This window comes from Bradyrhizobium sp. G127 (assembly GCF_021502575.1).
Classification (GTDB): domain Bacteria; phylum Pseudomonadota; class Alphaproteobacteria; order Rhizobiales; family Xanthobacteraceae; genus Afipia.
Map to the genome: position 1 here is coordinate 507,494 of NZ_JAKFGN010000003.1, position 22,994 is coordinate 530,487.

The window sequence follows — 22,994 nt, forward strand, 5'->3', positions numbered from 1 at the left end:
GGCGTTTTTGCCCGCAGTTCCCTGAATTCGTTGTGTTTTTCCGGCGCGGCCCCGGCGGGTTTCCGGGACCGAGAGGTGAGTGAAAAGTGCCAGGTCGGCGGCAGCCTGTCCGGTTGTGGGACCATCGCTGGCGCGTGCCTTCGTGGCGCGCGCTGCCGGTGTGCGGCCTGCTGATCCTGTGGCACCCGATGGCCGCACTCGCGCAGTCGCTGACGCCGGACATGCTGAACCCCTCGCAGGGCGGGTTTGCGCCACCCGACCGCTCGCTGCTGCGCCGGACGGCGCAGAACGGCGACGATCAGGACGCCTCCAGAAGCGCGAGAGCACCGTCGCGCATCGGGGCGATCCCGACTTACGGCATTCCGCCTGCGTCCGGCGCGTCCGACAGCGGCTTCGATTCCCTCAACCGCGTGCGCAAGCGGCCGAAGCTCTATCCCGGCGCGCCGAAGGCGAAAGCACGCGGCCCCGGCACGCCACAGCCGTCTCCGCCGAAAGCCAAAGTCCAGACACCGGTGTCGCCGTCGGTCGCCGGCACGTTTCCCGGCCAGCCCGCGCGCCGCCGCCTCAAGCCCGACGATGATCCGTTCGCCAATGTCGGCTTCCACACCGGCACGTTTCTCACCAAGGCCGCGGTCGAGGTCTGGGGCGGTTACAGCACCAATCCCGGCCGCATCAACCAGCCGAAGGCCTCGGCGTTCTACACGGTGGCGCCGGAGCTGCTGATCGCCTCCGACTGGGAACGCCATTCGCTGATCGCCGATCTGCGCGGCTCCTTCACCGGCTACAAGACCACGTTCCCGCCGCTCGACGGCGGACCGTCGCCGGTGCCGACCAGCATCGACACGCCGAGCTTCAACGGCAAGGTCAACGGCCGCATCGACGCGCGGCGCGACACCCGCATCAACACCGAACTGCGCATGCGGGTCTTTACCGACAACCCGGGCTCGCCGAATATTCAGCAGGGGCTTTCGCAATATCCGCTGGCGACGACGATCGGCGGCACGGCCGGCGTCGAACACGACTTCAATCGGCTGCAGGTGTCGGTCGCAGGTGTCGCCGATCGTACGACTTACCAGTATTCGAAGCTCACCGACGGTTCGTCGACCACCAACGACGACCGCAACTTCAACCAGTTCGGCGCGCTCACCCGCGTCAGCTACGATCTGATGCCCGGCGTCAAACCGTTCGGCGAATTCCAGATCGATACGCGCAAGCACGATGTGCAGTTCGACCGCTCCGGCTTCCAGCGGGATTCCAACGGCGGCTACGTCAAGGCCGGTTCGACGTTCGAGTTCTCGCGGCTGCTGACCGGCGAGGCCGCGATCGGCTATGCGCTGCGGACCTATCAGGATCCGCGCCTCACCGACATGAAGGGCTTGCTGACCAGCGCCTCGCTGATCTGGACCGCGACCGGCCTCACCACGGTGACCTTCGGCGCAACGTCATCGATCGACGAAACCACGCTGCCCGGCGTGTCCGGCAGCATTTCGCGCGATTACTCGCTGCAGGTCGATCATGCCTTCCGCCGCTGGCTGATCGGCACCGCGAAGGTCGGCACCGGCACAACGGACTATGACGGCACGCGTCTCGACAAGCGTTATTTTGTTGAAGGCGATCTGGTCTACAAGCTGTCGCGCACGTTCCAGATCAAGGCGCAGGTCCGTCAGGACTGGCTGGAAAGCTCGATCGCCGGTGCAAGCTCGTCGGCGACGATCGTGATGCTCGGCGTCCGCGTGCAGCGGTGAGGCGAGCGAGTATCGGCATTCGGCCCGCAGTTCGTCATGGCCGGGCTTGACCCGGCCATCCACGACTTATCTCGACATTCGCAAGCAAGACGTGGATCACCAGGTTAAGCCCGGTGATGACGATCGCAGCTATTGGTGTATCGCGCGTAATCTCTCCGCGTCGTCCCCGCGCAGGCGGGGACCCATAACCACTGAACGTCGTGGTGATTGCGAGAAGGTTGCTCCAGCATCTCCGTTAAATCGATAACTCAGGGAGTATGGGTCCCCGCCTGCGCGGGGACGACATCGTATATGTTGAGCGTTCGCAGATCGCCTCCCGATTCAATTTTCAAACAGCCACGCGCAACCGTTCCCGCGCATCGCGCGAGGTGAGTTTGTAGTTTCCCCCTCACATGCGCGCGCGAGGCCTGCCTCGTTCGCGCCCCTTAAAAAGGGAGGGGCATGGAGCGCCGCGAGGCGCACCTTGTCTTGTCTCGCTTCCGGCATCCGCTTGCGAGGCGGTATTTCTCCGGAAGCGCATCGCCTTGCGGCGCTCCATTCGCGGCGATTTGTGTCCGGGGGACCGTGCTTCCGGGACAGGACGAGCGCGTACCGCGCCTCCGATCCGGCAGGCTTTCGCCCGCCTTCATCCTGTCCTCGTCCAGCCATTGAAGGCAGAGCCACGTAGTTGGCCCGGACGGTGACCCCCGGCCTCCCGGACGTGTGGGTGCGAATCCACATCGCGCAGGCGCCGCATCCTGTTCCGCTTCAAAAGCGCCCTCGAGAAGCGCCCCTCACGAACAGGACGCTTCGAACTTAAGAGAGGTTTGAAGCGCGGGGATTGGTATCCCCATCACGAAATGTTGCAGGAGTCGTCACGCCGGATCATTCGCCGTCATTCGGGGGCGCGAGCATCTTTGCGAGTGAACCCGGAATCCACCGCTGCTGACAAAGCCATAACAAGGGGACTGGATTCCGGGTCTGCGCGTGAAGAACGCGCATCCCGGAATGACAGGTTCAAGCATCCGGGCCCGCGTCCAGGAAGACGCGTCCCGGAATGACGAGTGCTGAAATGTGCATCGCGGGTATCCCGGGCGCGGCCTCGGGATCGTCGCCGGCTAGCACCCATTCGCAGATACGCGTGCTTCGGAGATTCCGCGCCGGACACCCAACGATGCGCCGGTGGACGGCGAAAGCGCCCGATTGACAGATCGCCAATCATCAGAACAAATAGAGAACATAAATCATCCCGACTCGCCGGGCGAGGCAAACCGGTCTGTCGCGATCTCTGCCATATCGGAGAGCCATATGTTCAGACCGGCCACGCAGAAGGACATCGACCGTTACGACCGCGCCGTGGACAGCGCCATCGCCACCTGCGGCGGCGACATTCGCGGCGCGCTCAAGGCGCTCATCATCGCCAATGAGTTTCTGGAAGAGGAATTGCGGCAGGTGCTTGAGAGTTGCGCGGTGCCAGCCACAGAGGTGGCACCCGAAAGAAACGTCGCCTAGACACCTTTCTCCCATAGTCCTGACGAATGCGCGGACCGCATTCGCGAAGCGAATCGATGTTGCGTCATCCTGAGGTGCGAGCCGCGTTTGCGGCGAGCCTCGAAGGATACGCAGCCGGTTGGATCGCCATCACCCTTCGAGGCGCGCAAGAGCGTGCACCTCAGAATGACGGCAGTCCGATTTCTGTGTTTGTTTCGATCTTCGATACCGGGTTCGCGTCCGGAGCACGCATCCCGGAATGACCGTTGGAGAGATCACGGCCTTTCCGGCGCGCCCGGCGTTACTTCATCAGCGTCTTCGCCACCGCCATGTACATCGGCAGCGAGACAGGATCGTTGGCGGCGTTGGCAGCCATCGGATGCGAGGCGTAGCGCACGACCACCATCTCGGCCTTCGGGTCGATATAGATGCTCTGGCCATAGATGCCGCGCGCCGTGTAGGCGTTGTGCTCGTTGTGGGTGATCCACCACATGTCGCGATAGGACCAGCCCTTCAGCAGCGAATAGCCGGCCTTCTCGAAGTCTTCCTTCCTGCCACCCTTCTCGATGTCGGCGACGGCCGACGCCGGAATCACCTGCTTGCCGCTGACCTTGCCCTTGTTGCGCATCATCTCGCCGAAGCGAGCGAGATCGCGCAGCGTGGTGTTGAGACCGCCGCCGCCGGATTCGGTGCCGATGCTGTCGACCATGAAATAGGCGTCGTGCTCGGCGCCGAGCTTCGACCAAACCCGCTGCGACAGCAGCTCCGCCATCGACAGGCCGCTCGCGCGCTTGACAATCCACGCCAGCACCTCGGCGTTCGCCGTCTTGTAGAAGAAGCCGTTGCCGTGCTCGCCGTCCTTCTTCAGCTTGACGAGGAAGTCGAAGAAGGTGCGCGGCCCCTGATAGTTCGGCGTCAGCGGCACCATGCCGCCGGCGCGCGCATAGTCGTACACTTCGGCCTGCGGGTCGGAATAGTTTTCCGAGAACTTCACGCCGATGGTCATGTCCATCACCTGGCGCACGGTGGCGTCGCCGTAGGCCGAGTCCTTCAGCTCCGGCACGTACTTCGTCACGGCTGCGGCGGGATCGAGCTTGCCGTCGGCGGCGAGGATCGCCGCCAGCGTGCCGACGAAGGACTTCGTCACCGAGAACGCGACATGCGGCCGCTGCACGCTGCCTTCGCCGAAATATTTCTCATAGACGACCTTGCCCTTGTGCAGCACCAGAATGCCGTCGGTGTAGGTCAGTTGCAGCGCGTCGTTGAAGGTGATCGCCTTGCCGTCCATTGTGGTGATCGCGACGTTGCCGAGATCGCGCTCGGCGCGCGGCAGCGGTGTCACCGGGCCTTCGCCGCGCGAGACATTGGCGGTCGGCACCAGTTCGCGGATGTGGCTGAATGCCCAGCGTGTGTTGGGAAATTTCAGGCTCGATCCGTCGATGAAGCGGATGGTCTTGTCCGGCGGCGGCGGAAAGCCCTGCATCATGCCGAGTGTTTTCGGGTCGCTTTGCGCGGCGGTGGGAAGCGGCTGCGCGGTCTGTGCATCTAGTTCGGTGGATGGCAGCAGTGTCATTCCGATACTCGTCAGGAGAGCGCAGAGGGCAGGGACGCGCGCCGCGATGCGAAAGGGCATGAATGTTTCCTCGGTTTCTTATGCCTTCGTTGCCGAAGTTGCGCGGAGCGTATCCGAGCACCTTTGGTCAGGCCAGCGCAGAATTCGCAAAGTCCGATGCCGCGCGTGCGCGATGTCGTGATCGGTGCATCAACAAAAAAGCCGCCGGAAAAATCCGGCGGCTTTTGCAGTGCGAGGCAGATCGCTTACGGGCAGGGATAACGGTTGCCGTCGCGATTGAGATAGGTGCCCGAACGCGGATCGTAGGAGCGATAGCGCTGCGCGCAATAGGCGGCGTTCTGCTGGGCCTGCGCCTGCGACGCGGCGATGGCGCCGCCGATGATTGCGCCAGCTGCGAGGCCGATGCCGATGCCCGCTGCGGTGCCGCCGCCGCCATGATGACGATGGCCGTAATAGCCGCGGCGGTGATAATACTGAACGTTCTCGATGTCGCTCGAGGCAGAAGCGGCGCTCGACAGCATGGCATCAGTCATCAGCGGCGCCGATGTCGCGGACTGCGGAAGAGTCAGTGTCGTTGCACCGGCAAGCAGCGCGGCCGCGAGAAGTTTTGCTGTTCGCATATCTGTTCCTTTTTGAGATTTCTGGACGATGTTTTCCAGCCGGATAGATTATACCCCTCGGCGCTGCCAAGCGCCAAGACGACGGCCCTGGCTATCGTGAATTCCGATTAACGGCCGGTGTCGAAGTATGACGATTTTGCACGGTCAGCGCTTGATGCAGATCATTCTTCAGATTCGCGCACAGCGCGGCGGTCCTTCACCACGCCGATGGTGACGCCGAGGCGCTCGATCCTGGCGACGACTTTCCCCGCGAGGGTGCGGTCGCAGTTCATATGCGTCGGTGCGATATAGAAATCCGCCAGGCGCCAGTCGTACATCTTGATCCACTGCAGGTTGGGCCGCGCATACTCCTCGTAAGAAACGCGCTCGCCGCATACAGCGACCTTGTAAGATTTGGTCTGCGCGGTTTCCGGCTCGGTGCGGTCGAGGTAGTCGTGCAATTCCTCGACGGCTTCCGGCATGATGTTGACCCAGTAGTCGGTCACGAAGCGCCGCGATGCGCCTTCCAGCCCGCCGACCAGCTGGTTGTAATAGAGATACTCGTAAGGATGCAGGTGATAGAGCTTGCCCGCCGTCCAGGTGAAGCAGGTCGCAATGACGGCGAACCAGACGATCACGGCATTGCGATGCAGCCGCGCCAGTGCGCCGATCGACGCGTTCATTCCGACGCCCGCGAGAACCGCGATGGCCGGAAACACGAACAGAAAGTGGCGGCAGCCGTCGAGCGCCGGTCCTTCGGTCACGACCTGGCAAGCCACCGGGAAGATCGCGGCGAATGCGATCAGTCCGAGTTCGCGGCGGCGTTGACCGCCGATCCCGCCGATGCGCGCGGGCAGAACGAGCAGCGCCAGCGACAGCAGCGTCGCGCCGAGCGTCAGCAGCGGCAGCCGGATCGCGATGTAAGTCGGCACATAGGCGCGCGGCACATCGGCCATCTCGTAGACCTTGCCGAACAGGATGGTGCGGATGTGATAATGAAAGTCGCTGAACGACAGCAGGCCGCGCACCGGATTGAGCGGCGACAGCGCCGCCCACGGCCACGCCGCGATCATGATGAGATAGGCGATCATGAAGCCGGGCAGGAACCACAGCGCCGCGCGCATCGCAAAGCGTGAACGCTCCCGCCAGTGGCCGATCACGGGACGCGGCAGGTTCATCAGAATGGCGAGGCCGGCATATCCGACCAGTAGCAGGCCGAGCGATTTGATGCCGAGCGCGGCGCCCATCATCGCGCCGAAGCCGATCACGTCGCGCATGCGCGGGGTCGGGAGATCGCGCGTGGCGCGGATCAGGAAGTACATCGCGCCGGCCATGAAGGAGGCGAGCGGAATGCCCTTGGTGTGGTTGTACATGCCGCCGTACCACGAGCCGCACAGCGCCAGCGCCACGATGGCGAAGAACGCCGCGCGCGGTCCCGCGATCAATCGCGCGGTTGCGCCCGCCGCGGCGATGCCGCCGATGCCGATCAGCGCGCACAGCAGATGACGCAGCTCGTACTGGTCGACCGGCAGGATCTGCGCGAGGCCGAGGGCTGCGATGTCGAACAGCCCGCCGTAGAGATAGAGGTTATCGAGCTTGAACAGCGACTGGTCGGTAAAGCCGCTCTTGTAGTAGGCGACGATCAGTTCGCCGTATTGATGCTGGACGCCTTCGTCGTTGGAAATCGCGTAGTCCTGGAAGGTCCAGACCGCGAGGACGACCAGCGCGCCCAAGGCGGCGCAGGAGGCAAGATCGAATGCATTGCGTGTGCCGAGCCAGAGCGCCAGTTGCCTGAATTTCAGGCCCATGCGTTCCCCGGCGCCAGCGAAATTGCGGCCGGAAACGTCCAGCCCCCCGCTTACGGAATCGGTCATTCCCCGGCGTTCCCCAGCTTTTGCGCCGTGCCCTCGCGGCGGAGCCGGCCCTCGGGCCGGCTCGGGAACAACCATAAGTGCGGGAAAGGCACTTGCTCAAGGAAATTGCATCTTGCGCTGCGAAAGGAGGCATTCGCAAAAAGTATTAGACGACAACCGTTAACCGTTTCGCGGCCCGGGTGATGCCGGTGTAGAGCCAGCGCGCCCGGCTATCCTGGAAGGCAAAGCTCTCGTCGAACAGCACGACGTCGTTCCACTGCGAGCCTTGCGACTTGTGGACTGTCAGCACGTAGCCATAGTCGAATTCGTCATAGGGGCGGCGCTGCTCCCACGGAATGTCCTCGATGCCGCCGCCGAAACAGTCGCCGCGCACCGACACTTTCGTCACCTTGGCGCTGCTGACCTCCTCGTCGGGCGACAACCGCATGGTGATAATGCTGGACTTGGACTGCGCCCGGGATTTCACCCGCCACAACCCGCCGTTGAACAGCGCTTTCTTACGGTTGTTGCGCAGGCAGACCAGCTTGTCGCCGGCCACCGGCAACGGATCTTCGATTCCCTGCTTCTGCCGCACGCGCATGTTGTAGGCGCGGCGGGTGTTGTTGCGGCCGACCAGAACCTGGTCGGCGGCCATCACCCGATCGGGATCGAGCGCATCGCGCCGCACCACTTCGCTTTCGCCGAAGGTGCCGAGATCGAGCGAGCGGCCCTCGCGCACCGCCATCGACATCCGCACGATAGGATCGTCCTGCGCCTGACGGTGGACCTCGGTGAGCATTGCGTCGGGTTCGGCATCAGTGAAGAAGCCGCCGCCCTGGATCGGCGGCAACTGCGCAGGATCGCCCAGCACCAGCAGCGGACAGTCGAACGACATCAGGTCGCGGCCGAGTTCGGCGTCCACCATCGAGCATTCGTCGATCACGATCAGCTTGGCCTTGGAGGCGGGGGCGTCGTCCCATAGCTCAAAGCTCGGCTGCTCCTCGCCGGACTCGCGGGTGCGATAGATCAGCGAATGGATGGTCGAGGCGTTGTCGCAGCCCTTGTTGCGCATCACCAGCGCGGCCTTGCCGGTGAATGCCGCAAACTTCACATTGCCGTTGACGTCGTCGGCGATGTGCCGCGCCAGCGTGGTCTTGCCGGTGCCGGCATAGCCGAACAGCCGGAACACCTGCGGCGTGCCGCCCTTGCCGGGTCTGGCCTTGAGCCAGTCGGCGACGGCGCGGAGCGCCTGATCCTGGTGTGGCGTGAATGTGGTCATCGGTGCGTGCGGCGATCTGTCGGGATTTGAGCGAAGAGACGTGCATAGCTGACTCGCAGCCGTCACGATGAGGAATAATGCGGCCGATTGTGACGAAACATCCGTCGCAATCGGCGCCGCTTCTCATATATGGTCTGGGCTGTAAGGTCCAAAGGACCGCAGACTTATCAAGGCTCGCATGGAACGGTTCTTTCTCCAGATCGCCACGGCGCTTAGCGCGCTGGCGCTGCTCGGGCTTGGCATCGCCGGCGTGATGCTCGGCGTTCAGTTCATGCACGGCGTCGGCACGATCACGGTCGACAATTACTTCCGGCTGCTCTCCGGCATTCTGGTCGGGATGGGCCTCCTGTTCCTGGTCTCGATCCCTCATGTCGAGCGCTATCGCGAACGGTTCGGAATTCTGACCTTCATGATCGTGCTGGGCGGTCTGGCGCATCTGTATTCGGTATTGCTCCACGGCATTCCGAGCATCGGCACGCTGTTCGGACTGTTCATGGAGTTGATCTACGCACCGCTGCTGTGGCTGCTGCAACGGCATGTCGCCCGGCGCGCCGCGCTGCATCCGCATTGATGCGGGCCGCCATGTCCGTGCTCAAGCGCGCTGCCATCGGCTTTGTGATCGTCTTCGTTGTCGCCGTGTTCGGCCTGTTCGTATTCAATGTCTACCGCCAGACATTCGGCGATGATCGCGGCGCGAAACCGCCGGTGATCTATGAGCGCTCCGACCGGCCGTCGCGCGCCTGAGATGCGAAGCGGTTGCGCGGGCGCGCCGCGTCTCTGTAGAGTGCCGCCACGCCGGCCGGGCACGGCCCACAAAAAAGCAATGAGGGTGTCCCTCATGAACAATAAGAACGGGAGACGCCTTCATGACCGCCACGTCGTTCGACTACACGCCGCTGCTGGCCGAGGGGCTGCCGCCGGCCGCGGCGAAATGGAACGGCTTTCCGAAGTATAATTTTGTCGGCGGCAACAACGACGCCGATCAGGTGCCGGTCGCCAAGCTGCTGGAAGCGTCCACTGCTGTGCTGACTCGCGAGGGCGCGACGCTCGCAACCTATGGGCTGAACAGTGGTCCGCTCGGCTATCGGCCCTTGCGCGAATTTCTGGTCGGCAAGCTCAAGCGCGACGCCGGTATCACCTGCACCGCCGATGAAATCCTCATCACGTCCGGTTCTCTGCAAGGCCTCGATCTCGTCAACGGCATCCTGCTGTCGCCGGGCGACACCGTGCTGATCGAGCAGGAATGCTATCAGGGATCGATCACGCGGCTGACGCGGCGCGGGGTCAAGATCGTCGGCATTCCGCTCGATCACGACGGCATGCGAACCGATGCGGTCGCAGCCGCGCTGGCCGACCTTAAGGCCAAGGGCATCCGCCCGAAATACATCTACACCATTCCGACGGTGCAGAATCCGACCGGCACCATCATGAGCGAACAGCGCCGCGCCGAATTGCTGAAGCTTGCGGACGACTACGGCGTGCCGATCTTCGAGGACGATTGCTACGCCGACCTGATCTGGAACGGTCAGCGTCCGCCCGCGCTCTACGCCATGAGCAAGACGAACAATGTCATTCATATCGGCTCGTTCTCGAAGTCGGTCGCGCCGGCATTGCGCGTCGGCTATATCGTGGCGCCTTGGAACGTGCTGTCGCGCATTCTCAGCATCAAGACCGATGCGGGATCGGGCGCGCTCGAGCAAATGGTGCTGGCGGAATTCTCCGCGGCGCATTTCAACGATCACGTGCCGAAGCTGAGGCGCGATCTGCGCGTCAAGCTGGAGGCGATGATGGAGGCGCTGGCCGAACAGTTCGGCACGGCGGCGGAGTTCGACGATCCGCGCGGCGGGATCTTTCTCTGGGTCAAGTTGCCGGACAATGTCGATACGCTGAAGCTCTATCAGGCGGCGCTGGCCGCCGGCATCGCCATCAATCCCGGCACCGAATGGTCGGTCAATGCCGCGCACAGCAGAAGCCGCTTGCGGCTGTGTTTCGCCAGTCCGTCGGTGCAGGAGATTCGCGACGGCGTCGCAGCGCTGGCCGAGGTGTGCCGCCGCGAATTCGGCGTGCCGAGCCGCAGCGCCAATGTGGAACGGGCGGCGGGAGCGTAGTTGCAGGTAAAATGCAAATGGCCGGGACGGGCCCGGCCATGACGCAGATACTTTAGGCTAAAGCTACGCCGCTTGCCGTTGCGAAATGGCGGCGGCTTCCGCTGCGGCGCGCTGCATGCTTGATGACATTTCGTTGGTTACCACGCTTTGCTCCTCGACCGCGGCCGCTGTCGACGTCACGTATTCGCTGACGTTCTGGATCGCCTGCTTGATGCTCTCCAGCGCGCCAACGACATCGCCGGAAATGTTGTTAAGGCTGTCGATCTCCTGGCCGATCTTGTCGGTGGCCTGCTTGGCCTGACTGGCGAGGTTCTTGACTTCGGACGCGACCACCGCGAATCCGCGGCCCGCCTCGCCGGCGCGTGCGGACTCGATGGTTGCATTGAGCGCCAAGAGATTGATCTGCCCGGTGATGTTGCCGATCAGTTCGACGATGCCGCTCATCGACTGGGCTGCATCGTTCAGGCGCTGGGCCTGGGTGTCGGCGGCTTCGACCCGGTCCACCGCCATCGTCGCGGTCTCCCGCGACTTCGTCATCGCCGCGGAAATTTCACGGACCGATGAATTCAGTTCCTCGGCGCCGGACGCGACCGACTCCATCATGCTGCGGACGCGCTCGTTGCCGATCCGGACCAGCACCTGCGCCGTGGTGTCGGTGGCGTATTTCACCACCTTGAATGGCTTGCCGTTGAGATCGAGGATCGGGTTGTAGGAGGCCTGAATCCAGATTTCCCTGCCGCCCTTGCCGATCCGCTTGTACTCGGCGGCCTGATATTCGCCGCGATTGAGACTGGCCCAGAAGTCGCGATAGGGCGCGCCCTCGCTTTCGGAAGGGTCCACGAACATGCGGTGGTGCTTGCCGACGATTTCGCCGAGCGAGTAGCCGACGGCTTTCAGGAAGTTCTCGTTCGCGCCGATGACGGTGCCGTCCATGTTGAATTCGATCACCGCCTGCGATTTCTCGATCGCGGCGATCTGGCCCGCCAGATCCGCGGTCTTCAGTTTCTGCGCGGTCACGTCGGTTGCAAACTTCACCACGCGGAAGGGTTTGCCTTTCTCGTCGAGGATCGGATTGTAGGAGGCCAGAATCCAGATTTCCTTGCCGCCCTTGCCGATCCGCTTGTACTCGGCGGCCTGATACTGGCCGCGATTGAGGTTGGCCCAGAAGTCGCGATATTCGGCGCTGTCGCGCAGCGCCGGCTCGACGAACATGCTGTGGGACTTGCCCTGGATTTCCTCAAGGGAATAGCCCATCACCTTGAGAAAATTCTCGTTGGCCGTGAGGATCGTGCCGTCGAGATTGAACGAGATGACCGCCTGCGCGCGGCTGATTGCGGCGATCTGTCCGGCGTCTTCCAGGCTTTTGGTTTTGCGGTTGGTGATGTCGGTCGCGAACTTGACGACCTTGAAGGGCTTGCCGGTTTTGTCGAGAACGGGATTGTAGGACGCCTGAATCCAGATTTCCTTGCCGCCCTTGCCGATCCGCTTGTATTCGGCGGCCTGATACTGGCCGCGATTGAGGCTCGCCCAGAATTCGCGATATTCGGCGCTGTCGCGCAGCGCCGGCTCGACGAACATGCTGTGGGATTTGCCCTGAATTTCGTCCAGCGCGTAGCCGAGCGTCTTCAGGAAGTTTTCGTTGGCGGTGATGACGGTCCCGTCCATTTCAAATTCGATGACGGCTTGAGATCGGCTAATCGCGGCAGCAAGAGAAGTCTCGTCGATTGCATTCTTGCGAAATTGAAACATCCCAACCTCTCGTTTGAAAAAGAAAATAGCGAGGCAATAAAACCGTCACCGGGGCGCAGGTCGCCTCGTCACGAGAGGATGTCGCGTTGTATACAATATTTGATTAACCCTAACTAGTTGTAAAATATGGAGAATACAACTCGTGAAGCTTTGATGACGGCTCCGCTTGGCTCACCTGGCGGGTCTGATTGTGCGTTCTTTGCTCGAAACGAGAGGCAAAAATGCAGATGGCCGGGACAAAAGCCCGGCCCTGCGTGAAGCGTTCGGATCGCCGTTATCGGCACAAGCCTCGCGGCGCGGCGGACACTATGCCGCAGCGACGCCCCGCATTTCGCCGGAGCCCGGCGGCGGAATCGGCTGACCGTCGTCGGCATATTCGTTGAGCTTGTTGCGCAACGTCCGGATCGAGATACCGAGAATGTTCGCCGCATGGGTGCGGTTGCCGAGGCAATGCTTCAGCGTCTCGAGGATCAGGTCGCGCTCGACGTCGGCGACGGTGCGGCCCACCAGCGCGCGCGTCACCTGTTCGGCGGCGAAGGTCGCGTGCGCCACGGCGGGCGGCGTCTTGGCCATATCCATCCGGTCGCCGTCGGGCGAAAGGATGGCTTCAGCGCCGATCTCATCGCCGCTCGCCATCAGCACCGCGCGGTGCATGGTGTTTTCAAGCTCGCGGACGTTGCCCTGCCAGCGGTTGGTGGTGAGCACGCGGCGCGCATCCGCCGAGATCGGCCGCAGCGGCACGCCGTTGGCGTCGGCGTATTTCTTCGCGAAATGCTGCGCCAGTTCGAGAATGTCGGCCGGTCGTTCGCGCAGCGCCGGAATCTTCAGGTTCACGACGTTGAGCCGGAACAGCAGGTCCTCGCGGAACGTGCCGGCTTTCACCGCATCGGCAAGGTTGCGGTTGGAGGTCGCGATGATGCGGATGTCCACCGGCACCGGGCGGGTGCCGCCGACACGGTCGATCACGCGCTCCTGAATCGCGCGCAGCAGCTTGGATTGCAGCCGCACGTCCATTTCGGAAACTTCGTCCAGCAGCAGCGTGCCGCCGGTGGCTTCCTCGAACTTGCCGATGCGCCGGGCGATCGCGCCGGTGAACGAGCCTTTCTCGTGGCCGAACAGTTCGGACTCCAGCAGATGCTCCGGGATCGCGGCGCAGTTGATCGAGATGAACGGCTTTTTGGCGCGATTGGAGCGGGTGTGGACGTAGCGCGCCAGCACCTCCTTGCCGGTGCCGGATTCGCCGGTGATCATCACCGAAGCGTCGGACCCTGCGATCTGCTGCGCCAGCTTGACCACCCTGGCCATCGCGTCGTCGCGGTAGATCAGATCACGCGAGTCGTTGGCGACGGCGGCCAGCACCGCGGCGATCAGTTCCGGATCGGGCGGCAGCGGGATGTATTCCTTCGCGCCGGCATGGATGGCGGCGACCGCGGCCCGCGCATCGCTGGTGATGCCGCAGGCGACGATGGGAACATGGATGTGTTCGGCCTCCAGCCGGATCACCAGGTCGCGGATGTCGAGGGCGACATCGACCAGCAGCAGGTCGGCGCCCTTGCCGCCGCGCACCACGCGCATCGCCTGCTCCGAGTCTTCGGCGTGGGTCACCGTCGCGCCATTGTCCATCGCGATCTTGGTGGCGGTGGTGAGCTGGCCCTTGAGGGTGCCAACGATGAGAAGCCGCATGGTGTTCTCCTGTTATCCTGTCGTGTTCGTCGTGCGGGCCATTTCCGGCGCCGTATTGTCGGATCAGGCGCGTTCCGCCTTGATGATTTCAGTCATGGTGACGCCGAGCTTGTCCTCGACGAGGACGACTTCGCCGCGCGCGACCAGCCGGTTGTTGACGTAGATGTCGATCGCCTCGCCGACGCGGCGGTCCAGTTCGAGCACGGTGCCGGGGCCGAGCTTCAGAAGGTTGGCGACGTCCATCTTCGAGCGGCCGAGCACCGCCGAGACCTGAACCGGAACGTCGAACACCGCTTCAAGATCGGCCGCGATTCGCCCGACGTGATCGTCATCATCGTAAAAAGCCTGATCGTCCGCGACCGGCGCATCGGTGGCGTTGAGGTCGGGAAGTGGGACGTTGTTGTCTGTGTCGCTCATGGTCGATCCTCATGGCCGGGGATGCCGGCCTGATTGCGGGACGCCAGATAGCGCCCGACGAGTTCGTTGATCTTGGCTTCGATGGTGGAGCGGTCGAGCGTGACGCCGCCGTCGGCCCATTCGATCTTACAGTCGCCGGAGACGACGTCGGGCTCGGCCAGAATGACGAGCCGTCCCTCGAAGCCGTTGCGCTTGGCCGCCTGTTCGATCTGGTCGCGCGCGGCGTCGTAGAGCGTGTCGTTGATTCGCACCACCATGTGCGGGGTCGATGTCAGGTGCCGGAAGCAGTCGCTGACCAGCGCCATCACCTCGGTGAGAGGTTCGGCCGCGATCAGTTCGGTGCAGAGCTTGCGGGCCACCGCGAGCGCAACATCTACCGCCTCGGTCTCCATCCGCTCCTCGATGGTCGAGAAGCGTCCGGCAATCGCCTTGATCGCAGTGCCGATTTCCTCGACCGCCAGCGCCACGCGCCGGTCGCTCTCGGCCTTGGCCTCACGCTGTGCGGCGTCGTAGCCGGCGCGATAGGCCCGCGCCTCGGCTTCCGCGATCTGCTGGGCGATTTCGACCGCGGACGCGGCACGCTCCTTGGCGGCGTCGGGCGTCGCGAAGTCGAGATCGAACAGGAATTTAGCGGGTGCGCCCATCAGTACACCAGCTCGTCGTCGGCGCGATTTTTCTGCAGCATGATTTCGCCCTTGGCCGCGAGATCCTTGGCGAGGTTGACCAGCAGCGCTTGCGCCTCGTCGACGTCGCGCAGCCGCACCGGTCCCGCCGCGGCCATGTCATCGAGCAGCATCTTGGCGGCGCGGCTCGACATGTTGCCCATGAAGAAGTCGCGAACGGTTTCGTTGGCGCCCTTCAGGGCGATGCCCAGCTTGTCCTTGTCGACGTGGCGCATCAGCGTCTGCGCCGAACCGGCATCGAGCTTCACAAGATCGTCGAAGGTGAACATCAGCGCCTTGATCCGCTCGGCGGCTTCGCGATTGTCCTCTTCAAGCGAGGTGATGAAGCGGGTTTCGGTCTGACGGTCGAAATTATTGAAGATTTCCGCCATCACCTCGTGGGCGTCGCGGCGGCGGGTCTGCGACAGGTTCGACATGAATTCGACACGCAGCGTCTGCTCGACGCGCTCGATGACTTCCTTCTGCACCGCTTCCATTTTCAGCATGCGGTTGACGACGTCGAGCGCCATGTCCTCGGGCAGGATCGCGAGCACCCGCGCGGCATGTTCCGGCTTCAGCTTCGACAGCACGACGGCGATGGTCTGCGGATATTCGTTCTTGAGATAGTTGGCGAGGACCTCTTCCTGCACGTTGGAAAGCTTTTCCCACATGTTGCGGCCGGCCGGCCCGCGGATTTCGTCCATGATGCCGTTGACGCGATCCGAGGGCAGATACTGCTGCAGCAGCCGCTCGGTGGCATCAAACGTGCCCATCAGCGCGCCGGAGGCCGACATTCTTGATACGAATTCGAGCATCAGGTCTTCGACCACATCGGCCTCGACGGTGCCGAGCGACGACATCACCACCGACAGTTCGCGCACCTCGTCATCGTCCAGCATCGACCAGACCTTGCCGCCATACTGTTCGCCGAGCGCCAGCATCATAATGGCGGCGCGCTTCGGTCCGGACAGGGGCTTGCTTTTCGCGCGCCCGCTCTGGCGGCTGGCCAATGTGGCGACGACACCAGCGATATCGTTGGTGTTGGCCGTGACGTTGACATTCGCGTTGTCGGTGAGTGCGGGTGTCGTTGCCATGTCGGATCAAGCCGGTTCTGAAAGCCACTGACGAATGATGGTTGCGGTCTCGTTCGGGTTGCGGTCGGCGAGTTCGCCCACGCGGTGCACCGACTGGGCGTGGACCTGGCCCTGGACCTGCGCGACGTCGATCATCTGCGAGGTGGCGTTGCTGATCTGCTGCTGGGTCGGCGCGGCGGTGGTTTCCGGCAAGGCGGGGAGCGGAGCGGCGATCGCCGCCGCCGGATCGGCGGCCAGCACGCGCTTGAGCAGCGGGCGGACCACCATGAAGACCACAATCAAACCCAGCACCAGCATCACGCCCAGCTCGACGAAGTACATGATATCGTCCTTGGTGAACTGGAACATGCCGAGCAGGCCTTTGGGCGTCTCGGTCGGGATCACCGACGGCGATTCCGCGAATCTGAGGTTCACGATCTCGACCTGATCGCCGCGCTTCTGGTCGAAGCCGATGGCGGAGCGCACCAGCGTGGCGATGCGGTCGAGGTCTTCCTTCGGGCGCGCGGCGTAAACGATCTCACCCTTGTCGTTCTTGCTATAGCTGCCGTCGACCAGCACCGCGACCGAGATGCGGTTGACGCGGCCGGCTTCGGTCACCTCGGTCTTGGTGACGCGGGAAATCTCGTAATTGTTGATTTCCTCGCTCTTCTTGCTCTGGTCTTTCGGAGAGGAGGCGCCGCCCTGTCCCTGGGCGCCGGGCAGTTCGTTGGCGACGGTGACCTGGCCGTCATTGGCGTTCGCGGTGGCCGCGGATTCCTCGCGCGACTGGCTGGAGCGCAGCACGCGGCCTTCCGGATCGAACTTGTCCGAGGTCTGGGTGATCTTGTTGTAGTCGAAGTCGGCGGAGAGCTGGACCCGGGCGCGGCCGGAGCCGACCACCGAGGAAACGATCGCCTCGACCTGATCGCGCATGCGCTTTTCGAACGAGGCGCGGCGCTCGTCGCCGCTGCCGTCGCCGGTGGTATCGCCCGACGCGCCGTTAGCCAGCAACTGCCCGGATTCGTCGACGATGGAGACGCGCTGCGCCTTCATGCCGTTGACGGCGGAAGCCACGATATGACGGATGGCGCGGACTTGCTGCGGCTCCAGCGCGCCGCGGACACGCAGGACGATGGAGGCCGAGGGCTCCGGCGTTTCGCGGGAGAACAGCGGCCGTTCCGGCAGCACCAGATGTACGCGCGCGGCCTGAATGCGGTCGATCGCCTTGATGGTGCGGGCCAGTTCGCCTTCCAGCGCGCGCAAGTGATTGATGTTCTGGACGAAGCTGGTGGAACCGAGGGCGTCGGACTTGTCGAAAATCTCGTAGCCGATACCGCCGCCCTTGGGCAGGCCGCCCTCGGCCAGCTTCATGCGCAGCCGGGTCACCTTGTCTTTCGGCACCATGATGACGGAGCCGTCGTTCTTCATGTCGTAGGGAATGCCCTGGCGTTCCAGATCCTTGATGATCGCCGAGGAGTCTTCATAGGTGAGGTCGGTGAACAGGGTGGTCATCGGCGGCGTGGTGACGCGCATGATGACGAAGCCGAAGAATCCGACGAGGGCGAGCGTTACGGCAGCCATAGCCGCCATCCGCGCCGCACCCAGACCTTTCAGGAAGGAAAACAGACCCTGCAACGAACAGCCCCACCGATTCGACGCCACGCGCCGACTGGGCAGAATTTGCCTATCTATGGTTTCCAGATAGTTAACGCCGGTTAACGGCTGAGGAGAAAAGCGGGAAATGCCAAAGACCGGCCTCTCGGAAAGAGGCCGGTTTTCGGAAAATTGCGATGAAATGGAGCGCGAGGAGCCGAGGGCTTACTGGCGATACTGCTGGATGCGGGTGGTGCGCAATCCGGCCAGACCGTGCTGGTCGATGGAGAACTGCCAGGACAGGAATTCGTCAACCGTCAGGGTATAACGGCTGCATGCTTCCTCAAGGGAGAGCAGGCCGCCGCGGACTGCGGCCACAACCTCGGCCTTACGGCGGATCACCCACCGTTTGGTACCGGGCGCGGGAAGATCCGCGATCGTCAGCGGACTGCCATCGGGCCCGATGACGTACTTCACCCTCGGGCGGTGGGGTTCTGTCATGGTGTACTCACAAACTCGAAACAACTGAACTCGTAGGAACAAGCTACCCTTGGCGGCTTAAAATTTGCCTAAGCCCAAGCCTCCAATACGATTCTCCTTCGATTTGCCAAAAACGGCGGAAGCCGGTTCCTTGTGGAACCGGCTTTTCAGGACTTGCAGTTCAGGTTGAGAGGCGGTGCGCGCCGTCGAAACCGCTCAAGTCGTCGTGCTTGGCCGCACGATGCGCTTGATCTGGTCGGTGGTGTAGTTCTGTCCGCCGATTGACAGCAGGGGCGGACTGGCCGTGAGATCGACGGAGTCCACCACGCCCTGAACCTCGGTCGAGATCGCGACGTCCTTGCCGTTGCTGTCCTTGGCCGTCACCGTCATCTTGTAATCGCCGGCCGGCCATTGCTTGCCGTCGGCGCCCTTGCCGTCCCAGACGAAGCTGGCGTTGCCCTTTGCGATCTGGAAATTGCCGGAATAGGCGGTTTGTCCGGTCTTGTCGGTGATGGTGACCGTGGCGCTGGTATCGCTCGGCGCATTCAGATTCCACGTGGCGTTGCCATCGAAATGCGCGGTGCTGCCGTCGACCGCGACGGTCTGGCCGACGAACACCAGCGCCTGCGTCGACTGCGCGCTTTTTTCGATGGCGACCAGCGACGCCAGTTGATCGTTCGACTTCAGCTGCTGTTCGACCTGCGCGAACTGCACGAGCTGTTGCGTGAACTGGTTGGTGTCCAGCGGGTCGAGCGGATTCTGGTTCTGCAGCTGCGTGGTCAGCAGCAGCAGGAAGGACTGGAAGTTATCCGCAATGCCTGTGCTGGTGCTCGAACCTGAGCCGGTGTTGGTGTTCGTGCCGGTTGTAGCAGCCGGCGCGGAGGTCGGCATCGGCAATGTGGTTGCATCAACGGCCATGGTGGTGTCCTCAAATCCTGATGTCGACGCCGCCGCTCGATCCGAGCATGCGGCCGTAGGTGCGGCCTGCGATCTGTGCGGGCACCGTATCTTCGTCGGTAATAATAACGCGCTGCGAGTTGCGGCCGGAGCCGTTGTCGCTGTTCTGGCCCGAGGACGACTGATCGCGCAGGCTGAACTGCAATCCGGAATCGCCGGTCTTCAGGCCTGCGTCTTCCAGCGCCTGCTGGAGCCTCGGCGCATCGTTCCGCAGCATGTCGAGCGTCGCCGGCCGTTCCACCGTCAGGTGCGAGGTGACGTTGCCGTGCTTGTCGACGTCGAGCCGCACATCGATCCGGCCAAGCTCGGCGGGATCCAGGCGGATTTCGAAACGGCTGCTGCCGCCCGCCGCGCGCAGTGCGATGTCGGCGGCAAGGCCGTTGAGCGGCACCGGCGTCTCCGCGGCCAGCATCGTTTGCGCCGGGGCCACCGGAATGGCTGTCAGGTTCGCGGCATGGGTTTGTACCGGCTGTTGCGGCATGAAGGCTGGTGACTGCGAACCCGGATCAGGCTGGGACGCAACCAGCGGCGCAGGTGCCGGAGCGCGGTGTTCGCCTTGCGGTGCCGTCTTGACGGCATGTTCGGAGGAAAGGGTGTCCGCGGTTGCCGTCTTGTCCTGCTGCTCCGGCTTGCCGCCGGCATCCGATGCGCCGGTCTCGGGCTTGATCGCCTGATCGGTCACGGTCGAGACGGAGGATTTGTCGGTGGCCTGCTTGCCGTCCTTGCTTTCCTTGGCTGCGGCGGCGGTCTCGGCCTGTTTTGCGGACCCTTCGGTCTTGCCGGGCGCGGAATTGAGTGAGCCGGCCGCGACAATAATCTGCGCGGCGGTTGTTTCCGATGCAGCTTCGGTTACCGGCATCGCGACCGGTTCGGCCGCTGCGTCTGCGGCTGTCGCGGCGGTCTGCACCGTGGCTGGTGTTTTCGCCTGCACCGCATCGTCCTGCGGCGCCGGAGCCGAGGCAGCCGCTATCGCGGCAGTTGCCGCGGCGGCGGCCGACGCAGCAATCGCCGCTGGTGTTGAAGAAGCGCCATCGCCGGTGGCCGGTGTTGCGACGGGCGCGGTGACGACGGCAACAACCACCGCGACAGCATCGATCACGGTCGCGGCTACGGCGGGGTCGGTGGCTGTCGCGTCCGTCTGTGCGTCCTGGGTTTTGTCGCCGTCGGATGTCTTGTCGCCGGAGGCCTTGGCCTTGCCGGGCGCCTTGTCGCCGCTGGCGGCGGCATCCTTCGGCGCGGAGGGATCGGTATCTTGCTGCGCGGAGGATGATTTGTCGTTCAATGCGGAGGACGTATCCCGTCGCGGCGCATCGCTATTGGCCGGAGGGCCGTCGGAACGGCGCGCATCCTGCTGATCGCGGCGTGGGGGAAGCGGCGCGTCCGGCGCAGACCGGGAATCCGAGGTCGCGGTGGTGTTGCTTTCCACCAGGGCGGCAAATCCGTCCGAAGGCGGCTGATCGGCGCGCGGCTGCTTGGCCTGCGGCGCAAAGGCGGAGTTCGAGACGGCTGGTTCCGGAGTGACGCTGAACACGGGCGGCCTTTCATGAATTGCTGAGCTCTGTTCAGCAAGGACCGGGCCACGGGGAATGAAATAAAAAAATGTTATATATCAACATATTAGGTGGTTCCGACTGTCTCGGACGCCCCTGTCCGGCAAGGGGATTTCTGCCCGGCGGCAAGATTTTCCCCGTGCGGGCGGGCGGATTTCATTGGAATAGATCAAGGCCAGCCACGATTGCCTCGCCTAGGGTCGGACTATAAGTAAAGTGCAGCCGGCGACGACCGGTGCGGGCGGCCTGGTCGCCCGGCAAAACAAGATCGGCCTACTCATGCTCAACAGCCTCGACCTCGAAGGTCGCCCCGAAGATACCCGGGTCGTCGTCGCCATGTCCGGCGGTGTCGATTCCTCGGCGACGGCTGCGCTTTTGAAGGCCGAAGGCTATGACGTGGTCGGCATCACCCTACAGCTTTACGACCACGGCGCCGCGACCCATCGCAAGGGCGCCTGCTGCGCGGGACAGGACATTCACGACGCGCGCGATGTCGCGGCGCGGATCGGCATTCCACATTACGTGCTCGATTATGAGAGCCGTTTCCGCGAGTCGGTCATCGAGAGCTTCGCCGAAAGCTACGTGCATGGCGAGACGCCGGTGCCGTGCATCGAGTGCAACCGATCAATCAAGTTTCGCGATCTGCTGACCACCGCGCGTGAACTTGGCGCCAAGGCGCTCGCCACCGGACATTATGTCTCGTCACGCAGACTCGATGACGGATCGCGCGCGCTGGTCTGTGCCGCAGATGCCGAGCGCGACCAGAGCTATTTCCTGTTCGCGACCACGCAGGATCAATTGGCCGACGTGCGCTTTCCGCTCGGCGACATGACCAAGGCGCAGACCCGCGAACTCGCGCGCCGGTTCGGACTGTCGGTGGCCGACAAGCACGACAGCCAGGACATCTGTTTCGTGCCGACCGGCCGCTATACCGACGTGATCGAACGGCTGAAGCCGAATGCGATGGAGCCCGGTGACATCGTCGATCTCAACGGCCGCGTGCTCGGCCGCCATCAGGGCATCGTCGGTTTCACCATCGGCCAGCGCCGCGGTCTCGGCATTGCGGCGCATGCGCCGCTGTATGTGGTGCATCTCGACGCGGACACGCGCCGCGTCGTGGTCGGTCCACGTGAGGCGCTGAACGTCCGCCGGATCTTGCTGCGCGACATCAACTGGATCGGCGACGGCGAGCTTGATCGCGCGGTCGGCGACGGCCTCGAGATTTTCGTCAAGGTGCGGTCCACCCGCGCGCCGCAGCCGGCATGGCTGCGGCGGGTCGGCGCTGCTTACGAAGTCGAACTCGCCGATGGCGAGGAGGGCGTGTCGCCCGGACAGGCCTGCGTGTTCTACGATGCGCCTGCGGGGCAGGCCCGCGTGCTCGGTGGCGGCTTCATCAGTGCCGCACCGCGCATTGTCCGGCCAGCGGCCAGCCTTCGCGAAGCCCTTGCCGGATAACCTTTGACCCTTCAAGAATGGCGGCGTTTTCCGGTGCGGATCGTGCCGGAACAAGAACAAGTGTTGCGGTGCGGGGCGGGAACATGACCAACGACATCGATCGTGCCGGAGTGGCGAAGGCCTATGCTGCGTGGGCGCCGGTCTACGACATGGTGTTCGGCAAGGTGTTCGACGAAGGCCGCAAGTCCACCATCGCAGTGGCCGATGCGATTGGAGGTCGCGTGCTCGATGTCGGCGTCGGCACCGGCCTGTCGCTGTCGGACTATTCGCGCACCACGAAGCTGCATGGCGTGGATATTTCAGAGCCGATGCTGCGCAAGGCGCAGGAGCGCGTCCGCGCGCAGAACCTCACCAATGTCGAAACGCTGTCGGTGATGGATGCGAAGAATCTCGCGTTTCCCGATAACGCGTTCGACGCCGTGGTGGCGCAATATGTCATTACAGCAGTGCCTGATCCCGAAGCCACCCTCGACGATTTCATGCGTGTGCTGAAGCCCGGCGGCGAACTCATTCTGGTCAACCACATCGGCGCGGAAAGCGGCCCGCGCAAGATCTTCGAACTGTGCTTTGCGCCGCTGGCGCGGCGGCTCGGCTGGCGGCCGGAATTTCCGTGGGCGCGGCTGGTAAACTGGGCCGCAAAACATGGCGGCGTGACGCTGGTGGAACGCCGCCCGATGCCGCCGATGGGCCATTTTTCGCTGATCCGCTACCGCAAGAGCTGAATCGATCCATTTCGGTCGGAACATCG

At 63.5% G+C, this 22,994-nt stretch carries 20 protein-coding genes; 7 read left to right on the plus strand and 13 right to left on the minus strand.

Going from position 1 to position 22,994, the window contains the following annotated elements:
• The first annotated feature begins 86 nt into the window (after positions 1-86).
• Both LVY71_RS22005 and LVY71_RS22010 read left to right on the plus strand, forming a co-directional pair.
• Complete coding sequence (locus LVY71_RS22005) at positions 87-1,745, plus strand: outer membrane beta-barrel protein (protein ID WP_502797612.1); 1,659 nt, start codon at positions 87-89, stop codon at positions 1,743-1,745.
• Positions 1,746-3,032: 1,287 nt separating this feature from the next.
• Positions 3,033-3,236 (plus strand): hypothetical protein, encoded by a 204-nt coding sequence (locus LVY71_RS22010; protein ID WP_235102056.1) that lies wholly within the window; start codon positions 3,033-3,035, stop codon positions 3,234-3,236.
• A gap of 280 nt (positions 3,237-3,516) precedes the next feature.
• On the opposite strand, the gene LVY71_RS22015 is transcribed toward LVY71_RS22010, so the two are convergent.
• From LVY71_RS22015 to LVY71_RS22030, 4 genes are all read right to left on the minus strand, one after another.
• A complete protein-coding gene (locus LVY71_RS22015) occupies positions 3,517-4,788 on the minus strand; it encodes a serine hydrolase domain-containing protein (protein ID WP_235102057.1) in 1,272 nt (423 codons plus the stop codon).
• 245 nt (positions 4,789-5,033) lie between these two features.
• Positions 5,034-5,408: a BA14K family protein gene (locus LVY71_RS22020; RefSeq protein ID WP_235102058.1), complete on the minus strand. Its 375-nt coding sequence runs from the start codon at positions 5,406-5,408 to the stop codon at positions 5,034-5,036.
• A gap of 161 nt (positions 5,409-5,569) precedes the next feature.
• Positions 5,570-7,261, minus strand: a complete 1,692-nt coding sequence (locus LVY71_RS22025; RefSeq protein WP_235102059.1) for a glycosyltransferase family 39 protein — start codon at positions 7,259-7,261, stop codon at positions 5,570-5,572.
• A gap of 145 nt (positions 7,262-7,406) precedes the next feature.
• Entirely contained in the window at positions 7,407-8,519 is a 1,113-nt protein-coding gene (locus tag LVY71_RS22030) for an ATP-dependent DNA helicase (protein ID WP_235102060.1), read from the minus strand.
• Between the two features lie 178 nt (positions 8,520-8,697).
• On the opposite strand from LVY71_RS22030, the gene LVY71_RS22035 reads away from it, so the two are divergent.
• The 3 genes from LVY71_RS22035 to LVY71_RS22045 all read left to right on the plus strand — a co-directional run bounded on the left by LVY71_RS22035 (position 8,698) and on the right by LVY71_RS22045 (position 10,627).
• Positions 8,698-9,090, plus strand: a complete 393-nt coding sequence (locus tag LVY71_RS22035; protein ID WP_235102061.1) for a DUF4345 domain-containing protein — start codon at positions 8,698-8,700, stop codon at positions 9,088-9,090.
• Positions 9,091-9,101: 11 nt separating this feature from the next.
• Entirely contained in the window at positions 9,102-9,263 is a 162-nt protein-coding gene (locus LVY71_RS22040; protein WP_235102062.1) for a hypothetical protein, read from the plus strand.
• A gap of 122 nt (positions 9,264-9,385) precedes the next feature.
• A complete protein-coding gene (locus LVY71_RS22045; RefSeq protein WP_235102063.1) occupies positions 9,386-10,627 on the plus strand; it encodes an aminotransferase-like domain-containing protein in 1,242 nt (413 codons plus the stop codon).
• A 63-nt stretch (positions 10,628-10,690) separates the two neighbouring features.
• Here the strand turns inward: LVY71_RS22045 and LVY71_RS22050 are convergent, their stop codons facing one another.
• The 9 genes from LVY71_RS22050 to LVY71_RS23000 form a co-directional block, all read right to left on the minus strand.
• Entirely contained in the window at positions 10,691-12,376 is a 1,686-nt protein-coding gene (locus LVY71_RS22050) for a methyl-accepting chemotaxis protein (RefSeq protein ID WP_235102064.1), read from the minus strand.
• A gap of 306 nt (positions 12,377-12,682) precedes the next feature.
• Complete coding sequence (gene flbD / locus LVY71_RS22055) at positions 12,683-14,059, minus strand: sigma-54-dependent transcriptional regulator FlbD (protein WP_235102065.1); 1,377 nt, start codon at positions 14,057-14,059, stop codon at positions 12,683-12,685.
• Positions 14,060-14,122: 63 nt separating this feature from the next.
• A complete protein-coding gene (gene fliN / locus LVY71_RS22060; RefSeq protein ID WP_235102066.1) occupies positions 14,123-14,476 on the minus strand; it encodes a flagellar motor switch protein FliN in 354 nt (117 codons plus the stop codon).
• A complete protein-coding gene (locus tag LVY71_RS22065) occupies positions 14,473-15,120 on the minus strand; it encodes a FliH/SctL family protein (RefSeq protein WP_235102067.1) in 648 nt (215 codons plus the stop codon). Before LVY71_RS22065 ends, fliN begins: the two co-directional genes overlap by 4 nt.
• Positions 15,120-16,232 carry a flagellar motor switch protein FliG gene (fliG, locus tag LVY71_RS22070; protein ID WP_235102068.1) on the minus strand — a complete coding sequence of 371 codons (1,113 nt, stop codon included), beginning with the start codon at positions 16,230-16,232 and terminating at the stop codon, positions 15,120-15,122. Before fliG ends, LVY71_RS22065 begins: the two co-directional genes overlap by 1 nt.
• Positions 16,233-16,238: 6 nt before the next feature.
• On the minus strand, positions 16,239-17,846 hold the full coding sequence (fliF, locus tag LVY71_RS22075) for a flagellar basal-body MS-ring/collar protein FliF (RefSeq protein ID WP_235102206.1): 1,608 nt from the start codon (positions 17,844-17,846) through the stop codon (positions 16,239-16,241).
• 183 nt (positions 17,847-18,029) lie between these two features.
• Entirely contained in the window at positions 18,030-18,305 is a 276-nt protein-coding gene (sciP, locus tag LVY71_RS22080) for a CtrA inhibitor SciP (RefSeq protein WP_002714638.1), read from the minus strand.
• A gap of 195 nt (positions 18,306-18,500) precedes the next feature.
• Positions 18,501-19,202, minus strand: a complete 702-nt coding sequence (locus LVY71_RS22085) for a flagellar hook capping FlgD N-terminal domain-containing protein (protein ID WP_235102069.1) — start codon at positions 19,200-19,202, stop codon at positions 18,501-18,503.
• A 10-nt stretch (positions 19,203-19,212) separates the two neighbouring features.
• Positions 19,213-20,772, minus strand: a complete 1,560-nt coding sequence (locus LVY71_RS23000; protein ID WP_235102070.1) for a flagellar hook-length control protein FliK — start codon at positions 20,770-20,772, stop codon at positions 19,213-19,215.
• Between the two features lie 298 nt (positions 20,773-21,070).
• On the opposite strand from LVY71_RS23000, the gene mnmA reads away from it, so the two are divergent.
• Together mnmA and LVY71_RS22100 are read left to right on the plus strand one after the other, a co-directional pair.
• A complete protein-coding gene (gene mnmA / locus LVY71_RS22095) occupies positions 21,071-22,246 on the plus strand; it encodes a tRNA 2-thiouridine(34) synthase MnmA (RefSeq protein WP_235102207.1) in 1,176 nt (391 codons plus the stop codon).
• 83 nt (positions 22,247-22,329) lie between these two features.
• Positions 22,330-22,968 carry a class I SAM-dependent methyltransferase gene (locus tag LVY71_RS22100; RefSeq protein WP_235102071.1) on the plus strand — a complete coding sequence of 213 codons (639 nt, stop codon included), beginning with the start codon at positions 22,330-22,332 and terminating at the stop codon, positions 22,966-22,968.
• Positions 22,969-22,994 lie beyond the last annotated feature (26 nt).